At 72.2% G+C, this 16,618-nt stretch carries 12 protein-coding genes; 5 read left to right on the top strand and 7 right to left on the bottom strand.

Annotated elements, in window-relative coordinates:
* Window positions 1–26: 26 nt before the first annotated feature.
* The 4 genes from HAV40_RS37565 to HAV40_RS37550 form a co-directional block, all read right to left on the bottom strand.
* Window positions 27–1,682, bottom strand: a complete 1,656-nt coding sequence (locus HAV40_RS37565; RefSeq protein WP_239086677.1) for a DEAD/DEAH box helicase — start codon at window positions 1,680–1,682, stop codon at window positions 27–29.
* A 324-nt stretch (window positions 1,683–2,006) separates the two neighbouring features.
* Entirely contained in the window at window positions 2,007–2,648 is a 642-nt protein-coding gene (locus HAV40_RS37560) for a trimeric intracellular cation channel family protein (RefSeq protein ID WP_166389083.1), read from the bottom strand.
* 64 nt (window positions 2,649–2,712) lie between these two features.
* Entirely contained in the window at window positions 2,713–3,654 is a 942-nt protein-coding gene (locus HAV40_RS37555; RefSeq protein ID WP_166389082.1) for a ribokinase, read from the bottom strand.
* Window positions 3,655–3,739: 85 nt separating this feature from the next.
* Window positions 3,740–3,985: a DUF3039 domain-containing protein gene (locus HAV40_RS37550; RefSeq protein ID WP_120318641.1), complete on the bottom strand. Its 246-nt coding sequence runs from the start codon at window positions 3,983–3,985 to the stop codon at window positions 3,740–3,742.
* Window positions 3,986–4,067: 82 nt separating this feature from the next.
* Here HAV40_RS37550 and HAV40_RS37545 point away from each other — a divergent pair, with 82 nt between their 5' ends.
* The 3 genes from HAV40_RS37545 to HAV40_RS37535 all read left to right on the top strand — a co-directional run bounded on the left by HAV40_RS37545 (window position 4,068) and on the right by HAV40_RS37535 (window position 6,393).
* Window positions 4,068–4,991: a pseudouridine-5'-phosphate glycosidase gene (locus HAV40_RS37545; protein ID WP_203671568.1), complete on the top strand. Its 924-nt coding sequence runs from the start codon at window positions 4,068–4,070 to the stop codon at window positions 4,989–4,991.
* The gene (locus HAV40_RS37540) at window positions 4,988–5,902 is read left to right on the top strand and encodes a carbohydrate kinase family protein (RefSeq protein ID WP_166389080.1); all 915 of its coding nucleotides are present in this window, start codon (window positions 4,988–4,990) and stop codon (window positions 5,900–5,902) included. Before HAV40_RS37545 ends, HAV40_RS37540 begins: the two co-directional genes overlap by 4 nt.
* Before the next feature lie 92 nt (window positions 5,903–5,994).
* Window positions 5,995–6,393 carry a DUF3099 domain-containing protein gene (locus tag HAV40_RS37535; RefSeq protein ID WP_166389079.1) on the top strand — a complete coding sequence of 133 codons (399 nt, stop codon included), beginning with the start codon at window positions 5,995–5,997 and terminating at the stop codon, window positions 6,391–6,393.
* Between the two features lie 64 nt (window positions 6,394–6,457).
* On the opposite strand, the gene HAV40_RS37530 is transcribed toward HAV40_RS37535, so the two are convergent.
* From HAV40_RS37530 to HAV40_RS37520, 3 genes are all read right to left on the bottom strand, one after another.
* Entirely contained in the window at window positions 6,458–7,192 is a 735-nt protein-coding gene (locus tag HAV40_RS37530; protein WP_166389078.1) for an alanyl-tRNA editing protein, read from the bottom strand.
* 11 nt (window positions 7,193–7,203) lie between these two features.
* Window positions 7,204–12,243 (bottom strand): Pls/PosA family non-ribosomal peptide synthetase, encoded by a 5,040-nt coding sequence (locus tag HAV40_RS37525; protein WP_166389077.1) that lies wholly within the window; start codon window positions 12,241–12,243, stop codon window positions 7,204–7,206.
* A gap of 169 nt (window positions 12,244–12,412) precedes the next feature.
* Window positions 12,413–13,834 (bottom strand): aspartate aminotransferase family protein, encoded by a 1,422-nt coding sequence (locus tag HAV40_RS37520; RefSeq protein ID WP_166389076.1) that lies wholly within the window; start codon window positions 13,832–13,834, stop codon window positions 12,413–12,415.
* A 322-nt stretch (window positions 13,835–14,156) separates the two neighbouring features.
* On the opposite strand from HAV40_RS37520, the gene HAV40_RS37515 reads away from it, so the two are divergent.
* Both HAV40_RS37515 and HAV40_RS37510 read left to right on the top strand, forming a co-directional pair.
* The gene (locus HAV40_RS37515; RefSeq protein WP_166389075.1) at window positions 14,157–14,858 is read left to right on the top strand and encodes an LppX_LprAFG lipoprotein; all 702 of its coding nucleotides are present in this window, start codon (window positions 14,157–14,159) and stop codon (window positions 14,856–14,858) included.
* Window positions 14,848–16,428, top strand: a complete 1,581-nt coding sequence (locus HAV40_RS37510) for an MFS transporter (protein ID WP_239086593.1) — start codon at window positions 14,848–14,850, stop codon at window positions 16,426–16,428. Before HAV40_RS37515 ends, HAV40_RS37510 begins: the two co-directional genes overlap by 11 nt.
* The last annotated feature ends 190 nt before the right edge of the window (window positions 16,429–16,618 follow it).

The raw sequence follows: 16,618 nt of genomic DNA, 5'->3' as shown, positions 1-16,618 counted from the left end.
GGGTGGGGGCGGGTGGGGAGGGTGGGTCAGAAGGATTGGATGGTGGCGATGCGTTCTTCGAGTTGTTCGATGGTGGCCTGGGCGCTGGGGGGGCCGCCGCATTTCGAGCGAAGTTCGGCGTGGATCTTGCCGTGGGGCAGGTTGGTGCGGTGGTGGTGGGCGGCTACCAGGGCGTTGAGCTGGCGGCGCAGGTGGATGCGGCGCTCGGTGGCGGACATGTCGCGAGCGACGGGTTCGCGCTGGGCGGGGGTCTGCTCGGCCCGGTTGCGACGTACGGCGGCCGCCTGCTCGGCCTGGCGCTTGGTCAGCAGGGCGGACACCTGGTCGGCGCTGAGCAGGCCGGGTAGGCCGAGGAAGTCCTCCTCCTCGGGCGTGCCGGCCTGGGCGGGCAGGCCGAAGGTCGCGCCGTCGAAGATCACCTGGTCGAGTTCGGCGGTGGCCGACAGCGCCTCGAAGGACTTGGTCAGCTCGCCGCTGGCCTTCTCCGACTGCTGAGCCCGCTCCAGCAGCTCGTCGTCGAGCCCGTCCTTGGTCTTGGGGCCGCCGAGCACGTGGTCGCGCTCCAGCTCCATCTCGCTGGCCAGCCCGAGCAGCGTGGGCACGCTGGGCACGAAAACGCTGGCCGTCTCCCCCGGGCGGCGGGCGCGCACGAACCGGCCGATGGCCTGGGCGAAGTACAGCGGGGTCGAGGCGCTGGTGGCGTACACGCCGACGGCCAGCCGGGGGATGTCGACGCCCTCGGACACCATGCGCACCGCGACCATCCAGCGCTGCTGGGAGCCCGCGAACTCGGCGATCTTCGCTGACGCCCCGGTGTCGTCGGAGAGGACCACGGTGGCCTTCTCACCGGAGATGGTCTCGATCAGCTTGGCGTACGCGCGGGCGGTCTGCTGGTCCGAGGCGATGATCAGGCCACCGGCGTCGGGGATGCCCCCGGCGCGCAGCACCTGCAGGCGCGCGTCGGCGGCCCGCAGCACCTGCGGCATCCAGTCGCCCTTGGGGTCCAGCGCGGTACGCCACGCGTGGGCGATCAGGTCCTGGGTCAGCGGTTCGCCCAGCCGTACGGCCAGCTCGTCGCCCGCACTGGTGCGCCAGCGGGTCTCGCCCGAGTAAGCGAGGAAGATCACAGGCCGGACGACGCCGTCGGCGAGCGCGTCGGCATAGCCGTACACCGAGTCGGCGCGGGAGCGCTGCACCTCGCCCACCCGCTCGTAGCTCACGAACGGGATCGGGTTCTCGTCGGAGCGGAACGGCGTCCCGGTGAGCATCAGCCGCCGTACGGCGGGCTCGAAGGCCGCCTTCACGCCGTCGCCCCAGCTGCGCGAGTCGCCAGCGTGGTGGATCTCGTCGAGGATCACCAGCGTCTTGCGGGTCAGCGTGCGCCGCAGGTGCACCTGTGGCGCCATGCCCACCTGCGCGTACGTCACCACCGCGCCGTGGAAGTCGGCGCTGGTGTGCACGTCGGCGTTGCGGAACATGGCGTCGAGCTCGATGCCGACCCGGGACGCGGCCTGCGCCCACTGCAGCTTCAGGTGCTCGGTCGGGGCGACCACGGTGACCGCGTCCACGCTGCCGTCGGCCAGCAGCTCGGCGGCGATACGCAGGGCGAAGGTCGTCTTGCCCGCGCCGGGCGTGGCGACCGCCAGGAAGTCCGGCGAGCGGCGGCGGAGGTACTCGACCATGGCCTTGCGCTGCCAGGCGCGCAGCGCCGGGAACGACTCGGGGACGGGGCGGGCCAGCGCCACGCGGCAGCCTCCTGCTCAGCTGGGGGAATCGCACGAAAGAGCCCTCGGGTCGGCCACGGCTCGGCGGCACCTCGAAGGCGGGGCCCTGAGTCTATCGGCTCGTCAGGACAGGTCCGCGCGACCGCCGGGTGGAAAGTGACGCGTCGCCTTGCACACCACCCGTTCCGCGCCGATGATCGCTGTTTGCGGTCATGATCTGCGGTCAGACCTGAGTTTTTGACCGGAAACAGCGATCATCGCCGGTCGAGGCGGCCGACGGGGTCAGCCGGATTCGGCGGACGCACCGCCGCCGAGGCGGGGACGCGGGGCGGACCAGTGGCGATAGAGGGCCGTGATGCGTACCACGAAGACCAGCAGCGCCGCGCCGGTGAAGGTCAGTACGCTGCCCCAGCCGAGCCCCACCAGCACCGCCACCACGATCGCGCCGAGCAGTGACGCCACCGCGTAGATCTCCCGGCGCAGCACCACCGGGATCTCGTTGAGCAGCAGGTCCCGGACCAGTCCCCCGCCGATGCCGGTGAGCATGCCCAGCAGGCACGCGCCGACGGCGGGCACCCCGGCGTCGAAGGCCTTGAGCGTGCTGGTGACCGTGAACAGGCCCAGTCCGGCCGCGTCCAGGCCGAGCACGGTGCGGCGCAGCCGGTCCAGGTGCGGGTGCAGCCAGAACACGGCCAGCGAGGCGAGTACGGCGGTCAGCGGGTAGCGCCAGTCGGCGAACGCCAGCGGCGGGACCTGGTTGATCACCAGGTCGCGCAGGATGCCGCCGCCGAGCGCGGCGACGAAGCCGACGAAGACCACGCCGAACAGGTCGAGTCGCTTGCCGACCGCGGCTGACCCGCCCGAGGCGGCGAAGACGGCGACCCCGGTGAGGTCCCCGACGAGCAGGGCCGACGAACTGTCCACGGCCGCAGGCTACGACGTCGGGTGCCGTAGCCTCGCGCCGCCTCGCCGCCCGAGCGGCCGCCGGTCACGGCTGGGGCTGGTAGGCCCGCTCGTACAGCGCGTCGATGTCGGGCCGCAGCGGCAGCGAGGTCGAGGCGCCCCAGTGCTGGGCGCAGGCCGCCCCGGCGGCGCAGGCCCAGCGCAGCGCCTCCTCGACGGGACGGCCCTGGGCCCAGGCCACCGCGAACGCGCCGGTGAACGCGTCCCCGGCGGCCGTGGTGTCCACGGCGGCGACGGGCGGCGCGCCGACCTCCAGCCGCGTGCCGTCCCGGTCGGCGTACGCGACCCCGGCAGCGCCCAGCGTCAGCACCACCCGTGGCACGGCGGCCAGCAGGCCGGCCAGCAGTTCGGGCACGTTGTCGGCCCGGCTGGCGTCACGGCCGCCGTCGAGCCCGGCCAGCACCGCGGCCTCGGTCTGGTTCACCACCAGCACGTCCACCAGGGCCAGCAGTCCGGCGGACAGTGGCCGGGCGGGGGCGGCGTTGAGGATGAAGGCCGTCTGCCCGGCGCGGGCCGCGGCGGCGGCCTGGGCGACCGTGTCCAGCGGGATCTCCAGCTGGCAGAGCAGCACGTCACAGCTCTCGATCAGCTCGCGGTCGACCGCGTCCAGCACGGTGAACTGGGCGTTGGCACCGGGAGCGACGACGATCAGGTTCTCGGCGGCCGCGTCGACCGCGATCAGCGCGACTCCCGACGGGCCGACGACCCGGCGCAACCCGTCCAGCTCGACACCGGCCGTGGCCAGGCAGCCTTTGAGCTCGTCGCCGAATGCGTCCAAGCCGACCGCGCCCAGGAAGTGACACCGGGCACCGGCTCGCGCGGCGGCGACGGCCTGGTTGGCCCCCTTGCCGCCGGGAACGGTCGTGAAACTCTCGCCGAGCACGGTCTCGCCGGGGCGGGGCAGGGTGGGCGTCGCCACCACCAGGTCCATGTTCGCGCTGCCCACGACGACCACGCTCGCGGTCATGCCTACTCCTGGGGGAGAGACCGGTGCGCACCGAGACCCCCGTGCCGCACGGCGGTGGCAGCCGTACGTCGGCGCGCGGGCCGGATCATTCGGAGAGGTTCTCGTAGATCTCTTTGCACTCGGGGCACACCGGGAAGCGGTTGGGGTCTCTGGTGGGCACCCAGACCTTGCCGCACAGGGCGCGCACCGGCGTACCCTCGATCATCGCTTCGAGCAGTTTGTCCTTCGGCGCGTAGTGCGACAAGCGCTCGTGGTCGCCCTCGTCGAGGCGATAGTCCGTGGCCGTGCGCTCTTCAACGATGGTGCTGGGGTTCGTCACTGGTGTGGTCACCCCAACATTGTCTCAGGTCACCGGCTAGCAGCCCAGTCTGATATCCCGCCACGCTGGCAGGAGCCCTCGGCAGGCTAGTCTCATGATCGTGACTGATGTGAGCATCCGGCTGGGGGCCGAGGTCAAGGCGGCGCTCGCGGCCGGGCAGCCGGTGGTGGCGCTGGAGAGCACGATCGTCTCGCACGGGCTGCCCCGCCCGGACAATTTGCGCGTGGCGCGCGAGATCGAGCAGGTCGTACGCGACAACGGCGCGGTCCCGGCGACCATCGGCATGGTCGGCGGCGAGCTGGTCGCCGGACTCGACGACGAGGCGCTGACCCGCCTGGCCACCGGCGAGAACGTGGCCAAGCTCTCGGTCCGCGACCTGGCCATCGCCGCCGCGCTCGGCGTCGACGGCGCGACCACGGTCGCCAGCACGTCGGCCATCGCCGCGGCGGCCGGGATCGGCGTGTTCGCGACCGGCGGCCTGGGCGGCGTACACCGGGAGGCGTCGCAGACCTCCGACGAGTCGGCCGACCTGACGACCCTGTCACAGACGCCGATCGTGGTGGTCTGCGCCGGGGTCAAGTCGATCCTCGACGTGGGCGCGACGCTGGAGCGGCTGGAGACGCTGGGCGTCGGCGTGGCCGGATACCAGACGGACCGCTTCCCGGGCTTCTTCATCCGCGACAGCGGGTTCGGCGTGGACTGGCGGGTGGACACCCCCGCGCAGATCGCGGCGGCCATGCGCGCGCAGCGCGACCAGGGCGTACACCGGGGTGCGCTGGTGGTGGCCAACCCGCTGCCCCAGGACGAGCAGCTCGACCAGGGCCTGCACGACCGCACGCTGGCCGAGGGCCTGGCGATCGTGGCGCGCGACGGGGTGACCGGCAAGCGGGTGACGCCGGTGCTGCTGTCGCACTTCCATGCGGCGACGCAGGGGCAGAGCCTGGCGGTCAACGTACGCATCATCCTGCGCAACGCCGCACTGGCCGCGCAGATCGCCGCAGCGGCCGGCAACCAGTGATCCTCTCCGTCGGAGACCTGGTCACCGACGTGCTGGCGGTGCTGCGGGCACCGCTGGCGCAGGGCTCGGACACCCCGGCGACGGTGCACGTCGCCGGGGGCGGCCAGGCCGCGAACACCGCCGCGTGGCTGGCCGCGCTGGGTGTGCCGGTGACCTTCGTGGGCGCGGTCGGCGACGACCAGGCCGGTCGCGACCGGCTGGCCGAACTGCACCAGGCGGGCGTACGCACCCAGGTCAGCGTCCGCCCCGGAGCGATGACCGGCAGCATCGTGGTGCTGACGCACGGCGGCGAGCGCACCATGATCAGCGACCGGGGCGCGAACCTGCTGCTGGCCTCCACCGACGTGGACGCCGCCATCGCCCAGGGCGCGTCCCTGCTGCACCTGTCCGGCTACACCCTGCTCGACCAGCCGTCCCGGCCCACCGGCCGGTACGCGCTCGCCTCCGCCCGCGCCGCGGGCCTGCGCACCTGCGTCGACGCCGCCTCGGCCGCCCCGCTGTACGCCGTCACCACCGAACTGATCACCGACGGCACCGCCGGGCACCCGTTCCTGGACTGGGTGCGCGGGGTCGACCTGCTGCTCGCCAACGCCGACGAGGCGACCGCCCTGGCCGGTCCCGGCGAGCCCGCCGACCAGGCCCTGCGCATGGCGTACGCCATCGGTGGCGACGTCGTGGTCAAGCTCGGCGCGCACGGTGCCCTGTGGGCGGGCCCGACCGGCGTGGTGCACGTCACCGGCGAGCCGGTGCCGATCGTCGACGCGACCGGCGCGGGCGACGCCTTCGCCGCGGGCCTGCTGGCCGCCTGGGCCGCCGGCGCCGGGCAGCACGACGCCCTGCTCGCGGGCTGTCGCCTGGGCGCCCGCGCCGTCGGCCTCGTCGGCGCCCGCCCGCCCCTGCCTTCGGCCTGACCCGGCACCGACCGACGCAGAATCCGGCCCGCTGTCGGCAGGACACGCCGATGAGGGCAGGATGGAGTGGTTCCCGGCGACCAGGAGGCCTCGTGAAACGGCAGGCGGACCGGCCGGCGCTGATCACCGACGCGGCGGAGAGCCCGGAGGTCGAACTGCGGCGGCGCGAACGGCGCTACATCGCGATGATGCTGCTGCGCGCGGGCTGCCTGATCCTCGGCTCGGTGCTGGCGATGCTCCAGGTGCCCCTACTGTGGCTGTGGCTGCCCCTGTGCGGCGTGGGCATGGTGCTCATCCCCTGGCTCGCGGTCCTCCTGGCGAACGACCGCCCACCCAAGGACGAACACCGCTTCAGGCGCCACCGCCGCCAGACCCTCCCCCCCAACGCCCTGCCCGCCCAACCCCACGGCCCCGTCTACGAGGGCACCATCGACGACACCCCCCGCCCCGACCCCGGCCACCCCGACCCCGACCCCGGTCGCAACTCTTAAAGAGTCGCGCCGTCCGGGGCATCCGGAAGCCGCGACTCTTTAAGAGTTGCGGAAAAAGGGGTGGTCAGGCCAGGCGGACGCGGACGCGGCGGTTGGCCTTGCCCTTGGACTCGACCTTGACGATCTGGAGTTTGCCGATCTGGGAGGTGGTGGCCACGTGGGTGCCGCCGTCGGCCTGGACGTCCAGGCCGACGATGTCGACGATGCGGATCTCCTGCTCGTCGGCGGGGATCAGGTTCGACTGGGTGCGGATGATGTCGGGCAGGGCCAGGGCCTCGTCGCGGCCGAGTACGCGGGTGACGACCTGGCGGTCCGCGCCCACCTCGAAGTTGACCAGCTCTTCCAGGCGCGCTTTGAAGTCGGCGGGCACCTCGGGCAGGTTGAAGTCCATCCGGGCCTCGCCCGGCTCCATGTTGCCGCCGGTGACCAGCGCGCCGAAGTCGCGGAACACCACCCCGCACAGCACGTGCAGCCCGGAGTGGGTGCGCATGAGCAGGGTGCGGCGGGTGTCCTCGACCGCCCCGGCGACCTGCGTGCCGACCGGCGGCAGCGGGTCGCCCTCAGCCGGGATCAGCCACAGGTCGTCGCCCTTGCGGGTGCCGGTGATCCGGGTCTGCACGCCCTGCCAGAGCAGCACGCCGTGGTCCGGCGGCTGGCCGCCGCCGCCCGGGTAGAAGGCCGAGCGGTCCAGCACGATGCCCTGCTCGGCATCGGCGGCCAGCACCGTGCAGGTCCAGTCGCGCAGGGTCGGATCGGCCAGGTCGAGGCGCTCGGTGCGGCCGTGGTGTGTGACGCCCATGACCGTGGAGTCTAGGCCTGCTCGGCTGGTGCCGGATTCGGCGACGCGACCCTGCGGGCGGTGACCCGGCCACCGGCCAGGATCTGCATCATCACGTCCTGGCTCGCGGCGGGGCGGGTGACCGGGCGCGGGGTGCGGCCCACCGACTTGGTGACCGCGGGGCGCACTCCCCGCGCGGCGGGCCTGCGCCCGCGCCGTCCCGTGGGCCGCCGCCGCACCGCGACGGTCACCCAGTGCTGGTCGGTGTCGGCTCCCCACTGCTCCTGGTGGAACCAGTAGCGCTGGCGTCCGTTCGGCGTGGTGCCGACCACCTGCAGTGGCTCCAGCAGCGTGTCGAGCTGTTCGAAGCTGACCTCGCCGTCGTCGCCGACGCAGCGGGTGAAGGCCTCCTTCAGCGTCCACATCCGCAGCAGCTGCTCGCCCTGGTCGTCGGCTTCCACCAGGCGGGCGTGCTCGGCGGCGGACAGCACCGTCCAGGGCAGCGACGCGCCCTCCCGGCCCGCCGGTTCAAGATCCACCCCGATGTCGTACGCGTCCGACACCGCCACCGCGATCGCCGAGTCGGTGTGCGAGACGCTCACGTCGATGCCGTGCAGCGGCCCGGAGACGGTGAGCTTGCCGAAGCCGCCGTACTGCAGGCTCCAGTTGCGGGGTGCGACCTCGCCGTGCCACTCGATCGACAGGATCATGCGGACCAGCGCCCGGGTGACGATGAACGAGCTGCGGCGCTCGCCGGAGCGCATGGCTTCGGCCTCGGCGCGCTCGGCGGCGTTGAGGAACTGCGCCAGGTCCTTCTCCCGCCGACGGCACGCGGCCAGCGAGAACAGGGACACCGCCACGCCCGCTGGGCGTCGCCGCCGCGGGGCCGGGGTGGCCCGCAGCTCGGTGAGCAGGGCGCGGGCCGCGGCCCGTGAACCGGCCCGCGGGCCGGACGCGCACGGGGTGGGCCTGGTCCGGCGCGCGGCGGGCAGCGGCTCGCACACCTGCCGGGCCGGGTTGCCGGTCCAGTCCCCGCCGTCGGGGATCTGCTCGCCCTTCATCAGGAAGGAGTGCGCCCCGAGCACCGCGTCCTGCCCGACGGTGACGCCGTAGTGCACGAACGCCTTGATGCCCAGCGTCGCACCGGAGCCGATGACGGTCGGCTCGGAGCGGAACATGCCGTCCTCCTGGGAGTGGCACTGGATCACCACGCCGGCGTTGAGGCAGGCGTCGTCGCCGATGGTCATCATGGTGCGCTCGGACATGTACGCGCCGTCGTCGTACACCCGCTTGCCCATCCTCACGCCGAGCAGCCGCCAGATGATCGGCCGGAACGGGGTGCCCGCGAACGGCACCGGTGCCTCCAGCTTCCACAGCCGCTCGTGCCACCAGTAGTACGGGTCGTAGATGGAGCAGCGCCGCGGCCGCAGCCGCCGGAACCCGCCGACCAGCCGCTCCACCAGCACGCTGTAGCAGAGCTGGAAGATCAGCATGACCACCATCGCGGCCGGGATGACCAGCACGCTCCACTCGGAGTAGTTGTCCAGCGCGGCGGCGAGCACCACCAGGCCGACGGCCGCCGACAACCAGCTGACGAACAGGAACCAGGCCATCGAGCGCAGGTTGTACCGGTTCTTCAGGCTCAGCGCGCGGCGCAGCGCGTCGCCGGTCGGCGCCTCGCAGCCCGCCTCGCGGGTGACGACCCGGGCGATCGGGAACGACGGGGAGCCGAGCAGGCCGGTGTCGTAGCGGATCGGACCGTCGGTGGGCACCGTGGCCTTGGTCGCGTACAGCACGTTCTGGCCGACGGCGTGCCCGGCCGGGAACGTGACGTCGTTGCCGACGAACGAGCGGGCGCCGATGGTGACCCGCGACATCATGAACGAGCTGGGCGAGTAGTCGGCGTTGACCATGGACAGGCCGTCGGACACCATCGTGCCGGTGCCGATCGTGCACAGGAACGGCGAGTCGAACCGGAACTCGATGCCGAAGTTGGACCCGGTCTGCACGACCTGTTGCAGGTCGACGCCGATCCAGCGCAGGTAGTTCACGACGTACGAGCTGTCGCCGAACAGGCGCATGAACAGCGCCGAGTTGGTCATCCCGGAGATCGTCGAGGCCAGCCAGTAGCGGAAGCTGTAGAGCGGGTAGACCGTGTCGGGCTTCCAGAGCAGGTTGAGCACGCGCGGGATGACGACGATGCTGGCCAGGCCGATCAGCAGCCCGACGATGAACAGCACCGCCGAGGCCAGCACCAGGTCCAGGTAGATCATGCTGCTGATGGTGAACGGCTTGCGGTCGACCAGGCCGCGCAGCATCGGCACCTGGGTGACCAGCGCGACCAGCGCGCCGAACACCAGCGGGCCGCGGGTGAGCACCTGGTTGCCGATCTTGATGCCGGAGTACACCGTCTTGCGCAGCCAGCCGCAGCTGCGCGCCGGGATCACCGGCAGGCCCGCGTGGCCCGGCTGGGCGGGCATGCCCTGCCAGCTCTCCCCCGCCGGCACCACGTAGCCGGGCGGCAGCGTCGAGGAGTGGCCGAGCCGCGCGCCGTCGCCGATGGTGGAGTCGATGTCCAGCGCGGTGTGCTCGCCGACGACCACGTCGCTGCCGATGGTGATCCGGCCGGTCTGGATGTAGCCGGACTGGGCGCGGTAGCCCATGAAGTAGCAGTCCTTGCGGATGACCGTGTTGTCGCCGATCGTCAGCAGGTCGGTGCAGATCGGCATGACCGGCGACAGGATCACCACGTTGCGGCCGATCTTCGCGCCGAGCATCCGCAGGTACCACGGGTAGAGCGGGGTGCCGTAGAACATCAGCAGGCGGCTGGCGCCCATGCACATGCGCACGTACCAGAAGCGCAGGTAGCGCAGCCCCCACAGGGGGATCTCCTGTTCCTTCCACCGCCCGATGAGCAGCCACTTCATGGCGACCGGGTAGAGGGCCAGGATCAGGAAGCCGACGGTGCTGAAGGCGGCCGAGCGCAGGTACAGGTCGAGGTAGCCGTTGGCGGCGGCCATGTAGCGGAACGCGAAGATGAGCAGGTAGCCGCCCATCACCGCGGAGCCGAGCCCCATCAGCAGCTGGAGGAACCCGCAGGCGGCGTACTGCAGCGAGCTGGCGCGGCGGGTCTGGCGTCCCGGCACCGGCGCGGTGCGCGGTTGCGTGGCCTCGGCGACCGGGGCGACGGCCGCGGCCAGCGCCCGCACGGTCGGGTACACGTACACGTCGCGCATGGACACCGAGGGCAGGTCGGCGCGCTGGCGCACCCGGGCGCAGAACCGCGCCATGAGCAGCGAGTCGGCGCCGACCTCCTCGAAGAAGTGGCTCTCCACGCCGACCCGGTCCACCCGGACGACCTCGGCCAGCACCTCGGCGTACCCCTGCTCGACCGCGGTGGCGGGAGCGGAGTCCGTGGGCGGCGCGGCCAGCCGGCGGTTGGTCGGCGGCGGCAGGCTCTTGCGGTCGGCCTTGTCGCTGGGCAGCATCGGGATCGCGGCGAGCTGCTCCAGGTACGACGGGATCATGTAGCCGGGCAGCCGCTCGCGCAGCCAGGCGTAGATCTGCTGGCGGTCCAGCGCGACGGTGTCCTTGCGCAGGCTGTAGTAGCCGACCAGCTCGGTGACGCCCGGCTCGGGGCGGTGCGTGTCGACGACGGCCTGGGCGATGCCGGGCACCTGCAGCAGCACCGACTCGATCTCGGTCAGCTCGATGCGGTAACCCCGGATCTTGACCTGGGTGTCGATGCGTCCCAGGTATTCGATCTCACCGCTCTCGTTGACCCGGCCCAGGTCACCGGTGCGGTAGATGCGCTTGGACGGGTTGTTCGCGATGTTCAGGAAGTCGGGGATGAACGCGCGCTCGGTCAGGTCGTCGCGGTTGACGTAGCCGACGGCCAGGCCGACGCCCGCGATGCCGATCTCGCCCAGCTCGCCCGGGGGCAGGGCGCGGGGGGAGTCGGGGTCGAGGATGACCGTGCTGTACGTCGGCAGCGGCAGGCCCAGCGTGATCGGCTTGTCCGGGTGCACCGGCGTCCAGGTGGCGGTGACGGCCGCCTCGGTGGGGCCGTACACGTTGAGGAAGCGGCGGTTCGGCCGGTGCCAGCGGGTGACCAGGTCCTGCGGGCAGGCCTCGCCGGAGACCAGCAGGAAGCGCAGCTCGGGCAGGTCCTCGTCGAGGGTGGCCAGCAGCGTGGGCACGCAGCACATCGCGGTGACCCCGCGCGCGGTCAGGAACTCCCACAGGTCCCGGCCGAGCAGGCTGGCTCCGCCGGGTTTGGGCACCAGGGTCGCGCCGACCATCCAGGACACCCAGATCTCCTCGACCGAGAAGTCGAAGGCGATGGTCATGCCCTGGTACATGCGGTCCTCGGGGCGTACGCCGTAGAGCTCGGCGGCGACCCGGACGAAGTTGACGATCGCGGCGTGCTCGACGGCGACGCCCTTGGGCCGCCCGGTCGAACCCGACGTGTAGATGATGTAGGCCAGTTCGTCGACGGGCTCGCCGCACTCGGCGGTGGTCAGCCGGTGCTCGGCCACGGCGGCCAGCTCGGCGGTGAGCTCGTCGACGCAGAGCACCTCGGCACCGTCGACCTCGGCCAGGTGCTCGCGCAGGTGGGACACCGACAGCACCAGCCGCGCGCCGGAGTCGCCGACGATGTAGGCCAGCCGGTCGGCGGGGAAACCCGCGTCCAGCGGCACGTACGCGGCGTGGATCTTCCCGATCGCGAGCATGCCGACGTAGGACTGCACCGGCTGGTCGAACAGCAGCGCGATCCGGTCGCCCGGCCGCGCGCCGCGGCTGATCAGGTGCCGGGCGAGCTGGTTGGCGCGCGCGTCGACCTCGTCGTAGCTCAGCGCCTCCTCGCCGGTGTCCACGGCGAGCTGGTCCCCCCGGCCGTACCGGCGCAGCCGGTCGCACTGCTGCTCGAACAGCTGTGACAGGCGCTCGCCCGGCCGCCAGCGCGGCTCGTGTTCGTAGCCCGGGCAGGTCAGCACGAGACCGCCGTTGCGACCGGGTTCGACGTCAGGGAACTCGGGAAGATCATTGACATCGAGGACGCGTGTGCTCATGGGCTTCTCCCTCCGCGGACGGCATGGACGGCTGAGTGGAACGGGCGGCCCGCGCAGCGGCGATCGGGTCCGTGTTCGGCGGAATGCGGTCGGCGTTCCGGCGCGCCGCAGCGGGGCGGCACGCCGGTCGGCCGCATTCGGACGGGGCGCCTGCCGGCGCGCCGGTCACTCAGCCCATGCCGTCCGCCCCGGCGTGCGTGGACGCCGGCTCAGCCGCCTCGGCGGCGGCGCGGTACGACTCTTCGATGGCGTCGATGACGATGCCGCAGGCGGTGTCGACCACCTCGGCGGTCACGTTCAGCGGCGGCAGGATGCGGATGACGCAGTCCTCGCGCCCGCCGAGTTCGATGATCAGGCCGCGGCGCAGGGCGCGGGACTGCACCTGCCGGGCGAGCTGCCCGGCCGAGCGGCCGTCGCCGGGGTCGGCCAGCTCCACGCCCCACATCAGGCCCTGGCCGCGCACCTCGCGCACCACGGGGTGGCCGGTCAGCTCGCCGAGCCGCCCGGCGACCTGCGCGCCGCGTTCGCGCACGTTGGCCAGGATCTGGTCGCGGTGCAGGATCCGGACCGCCTCCGCCCCCGCGGCGAAGGCGAGCTGGTTGCCCCGGAACGTGCCGGTGTGCGCGCCGGGCTGCCAGACGTCGAGCCGCTCGTCGTACATGATCAGCGCGACGGGCGTGCCGATGCCGGACAGCGCCTTGGACGCGACGATCACGTCGGGCTCGATGTCGTACTGCTCGAACGCGAACCAGGTGCCCGTGCGGCCGCAGCCGGTCTGCACCTCGTCGACGATCAGCGGGATGTCCAGCGACCGGGTCAGCGCCCGCACCCGGCGGACGAAGTCACGGGTGGCCGGGATGACCCCGCCCTCGCCCTGCACCAGCTCCAGGATCACCGCGGCCGGGCGGGCGACGCCGCCGTTGGGGTCGAGCAGCGACTTCTCCAGCAGCCCGGCGCAGTTGGTCTCGCAGCTGTCCGGGCGCAGGCCGAGCGGGCAGCGGGCGCAGTACGAGTAGGGGAAGAAGTGCACGCCGGGCATGCCGTTGGCGATCGGACGCTTCTGCGACACGACTCCGGACATCGCCATCGCGGCGTGGCTGCCGCCGTGGTAGCCGCCCTGGAACGAGATGATGTCGCCGCGGCCGGTGGCGGTCTTGCACAGCTTGATCGCGGCCTCGATGGCGTTCGCGCCGGTCGGTCCGCAGAAGTGCACACGCATGCGTTCGCGCAGGCCAGGGGCCAGCATGGACAGCTGGGCCTCGATGAACGCGTCCTTGGCGGGGGTCGGGAAGTCCAGCGCGTGGGTCAGCTGACCCAACTGGGCCGTGACGGCCCGGACCAGCTCGGGGTGGTTGTGGCCGAGCGACAGCACGCCCGCGCCGGTGAGGAAGTCGATGAACACATTGCCGTCGACATCGCGTACGAAGCTGCCGGAGCCCTCGGCGATGGCGATCGGAAGGTTGCGGGGATAGGTACGCGCGTTGGACTCGCGGCGGCGCTGGCGCTCCAGCAGCTCGGCCGAACGGGGTCCGGGCAGGTCGCAGTGGACGGACGGCCCGGTCAATGCGTCAGGCTCGCTGAGCATCGTCATTGGTTCTCCTCAGGCGGGACACGGTGGCGCCGGGAGGCATCCACCTGGACGAGCGGCCCGCACATTCCGCCTGGATGGAGGAGGCGCGGTGCCATAACGATTACCAAATGAAATCGTTAGCTCACCCTCCGTGATGCTACCGATCGGCCGATCGCTTGCTCCGGATTTCAGAAGGTTCGTCCGGTCTGCTATGGACCGCAGGACGGAATCCGGTCCGGACGCCTGCGGCGGTCTTCGCGAAACTGGTATACGTAAGCGCAGGTCAACAGAGGTGCACGCGGCGTGTCGGGCCCGGCGTGGCGACCCGCACTAACATGCGCGTATGTCCCGCACCTCGTACGCGCTAGCCGCGCTCGCCGCACTGGCCCTCACCCTCACCGGGTGCACCTCCAAGGCGGACGAACCCAGCACCCCGCCCGCCGACCTGCCCGCCGCGCAGACGCTGCTGCTCGACGGCGCGAAGGCGATGGCCGAGGTCAAGTCGGCGCACTTCGTCATCGACGTCAACGGCAAGATCAGCGGACTGACCCTCAAGCGCGCCGAGGGCGACCTCACCCAGCAGGGCAGCGCGCAGGGCAGCGCCACGATCGAGCAGTTCGGCACCGCCATCGAGGCGAAGTTCGTGATCGTCGGCTCCGACCTGTACCTGCAGGGCGCCACCGGCGGCTACCAGAAGCTGCCGCTGGCCGCCGCCGCCACCGTGTACGACCCCTCGGCCATCCTCGACCCCAACCGGGGCGTCGCGAAGCTGCTCAGCAGCGTGAAGACGGCGACCACGCAGGCCAAGGAGACGGTCGACGGCAAAGAGACCTACAAGATCCAGGTCGAGCCGGACCCGGTCGCGCTGGCCGCGCTGATCCCGGGCGTCGGCACCGGCGTCACCGGGCACGTCTGGCTCGACGCGACCAGCAAGCAGCTGGTCAAGGGCGAGTTCCTCATCCCGGCCAAGGGCAGCGACCCGGCCGGCACCGTCACCGTGACCTTCACCAAGTACAACGACCCGGTGACGATCAGTGCGCCCTGATCACGACCTCGCGGGCGGCGGGGCGGTCCGGCACCGCCTCGCCGTCGGCATGGGCGGCCTCGCCGTGCTGCTCGGCGCGCTCGACGCGTACGTACTGGTGTCGGTGCTGATCGACATCGTCAACGACCTCGGCATCCCGATCAACCACCTGGAACGGGCCACCCCGCTGGTCACCGGCTACCTGCTCGGCTACGTCGCGGCGATGCCCTTGCTGGGCAGCCTGTCCGACCGGTACGGCCGCCGGGTCCTGATCCTCGCCTGCCTCGCCGCGTTCGCGGCCGGTTCCGTGGTCACCGCGACCGCGACCGACCTGGTCCCGCTGGTCGCGGGCCGCGCGCTGCAGGGCATGGCCGGCGGCGCGCTGCTGCCGGTGACCATGGCACTGATCGCCGACCTGTTCCCGCCCGCCACCCGCCCCACCGCGCTGGGCTGGGTCGGCGCGGCACAGGAACTCGGCGCGGTGCTCGGCCCGCTGTTCGGCGCGGGCGTCGCGCTCTGGATCGGCTGGCGCGGCATCTTCTGGATCAACATCCCCCTCGCCGTACTCATCGGCGTCGCCGTCTGGCTGCTGGTGCCCCCGCACCGCGCCGACCCCGACGTCCCCCCGCGCCGCGTCGACCTCGTCGGCGGGCTGCTGCTCGCACTCGCCCTCGGCCTGTGCGTGGTCGGCCTGTACAACCCCGACCCGGCGCACGCCGTGCTGCCCAGCTGGGGACCCGCCGTGCTCGGCGCGGCCGGGCTCGCCCTGGTCGCGTTCGTCGTCTGGGAGCGGCGCGCCCGCACCCGGCTGCTCGACCCCGCCGGAGTCGCCATGGGACCGCTGCTGGCCACGCTGGCCGCCAGCGCCTGCGCGGGAGCCGCGCTCATGGTCACCCTGGTCAACGTCGAACTGGTCGGGCACACCCTGCTGCGGCTGGACACCCTGGACAGCACGCTGCTGCTCACCCGCTTCCTGATCGCGCTGCCGGTCGGCGCGGTGCTCGGCGGCCTGCTGCTGCGCCGGGTCAGCGAACGCCTGCTCACCGTCGTCGGCCTGGCCGCGTCCGCCGGGGCGTACCTGCTGATCGCGGGCTGGCCCGCCGACCTGCTCGCCGCCCGGCACGACCTCGGCCTGCTCAGCCTGCCCCGGCTCGACACCGACCTGGTGCTCGCCGGGCTCGGCCTGGGCCTGGTCATCGCCCCGCTGTCGGCTCTCGTGCTGCGGATCGTGCCCGCCGTCCAGCACGGCGTGGCCTCGGCCGCGGTGGTGGTCGCCCGGATGATGGGCATGCTGCTCGGCGTCGCCGCGCTGACCGCCTGGGGCCTGCACCGCTTCCAGGAGTTCACCAAGGACCTGCCCACGCCACTGCCGTTCGGCATGACCGAGGACGAGTTCCGCCGCGCCCTGACCGCCTACCAGACCGCCCTCGACGAAGCCCTGCGCGCCGAATACCGCGAGATCTTCCTCGGCGCGGCCGCCATCTGCCTCCTGGGCGCCCTGGCCGCCCTGGCCATGCGTCCGCACCCCACCCCCACCGACTCCCCCCGACCGGCAGACTCCCCCGCCGAACCAGCCCTCGACCCGGCCTAACCCTCCACGCCGCGCTGCGCCGCGCTTTGCTCGAAGGAAGGGCACCTTCTTAACGCTTTAGCGTTAAGAGGGTGTCTGGTTCGGGTTGGTGTTGGTTTGTGATCGGCGGGGTGAGTGTCGGGCGTGAAGGTCCCACACATTTGTGGTGGGGGCTGGTAGGACCGCGTGTCGTGACGTCTTCGCGGCGGGC

This window comes from Catellatospora methionotrophica (assembly GCF_011297335.1).
Classification (GTDB): domain Bacteria; phylum Actinomycetota; class Actinomycetes; order Mycobacteriales; family Micromonosporaceae; genus Catellatospora; species Catellatospora methionotrophica.
This window is presented reverse-complemented; position numbering and strand designations above follow the sequence as displayed.

Coding starts and splice junctions, on each gene's coding strand:
- HAV40_RS37565 (WP_239086677.1), bottom strand. CDS start 1,682: ATGGTCGAGTACCTCCGCCGCCGCTCGCCGGACTTCCTGGCGGTCGCC.
- HAV40_RS37555 (WP_166389082.1), bottom strand. CDS start 3,654: ATGACCGCGAGCGTGGTCGTCGTGGGCAGCGCGAACATGGACCTGGTG.
- HAV40_RS37545 (WP_203671568.1), top strand. CDS start 4,068: ATGATCGTGACTGATGTGAGCATCCGGCTGGGGGCCGAGGTCAAGGCG.
- HAV40_RS37525 (WP_166389077.1), bottom strand. CDS start 12,243: ATGAGCACACGCGTCCTCGATGTCAATGATCTTCCCGAGTTCCCTGAC.
- HAV40_RS37520 (WP_166389076.1), bottom strand. CDS start 13,834: ATGACGATGCTCAGCGAGCCTGACGCATTGACCGGGCCGTCCGTCCAC.
- HAV40_RS37515 (WP_166389075.1), top strand. CDS start 14,157: ATGTCCCGCACCTCGTACGCGCTAGCCGCGCTCGCCGCACTGGCCCTC.
- HAV40_RS37530 (WP_166389078.1), bottom strand. CDS start 7,192: ATGGGCGTCACACACCACGGCCGCACCGAGCGCCTCGACCTGGCCGAT.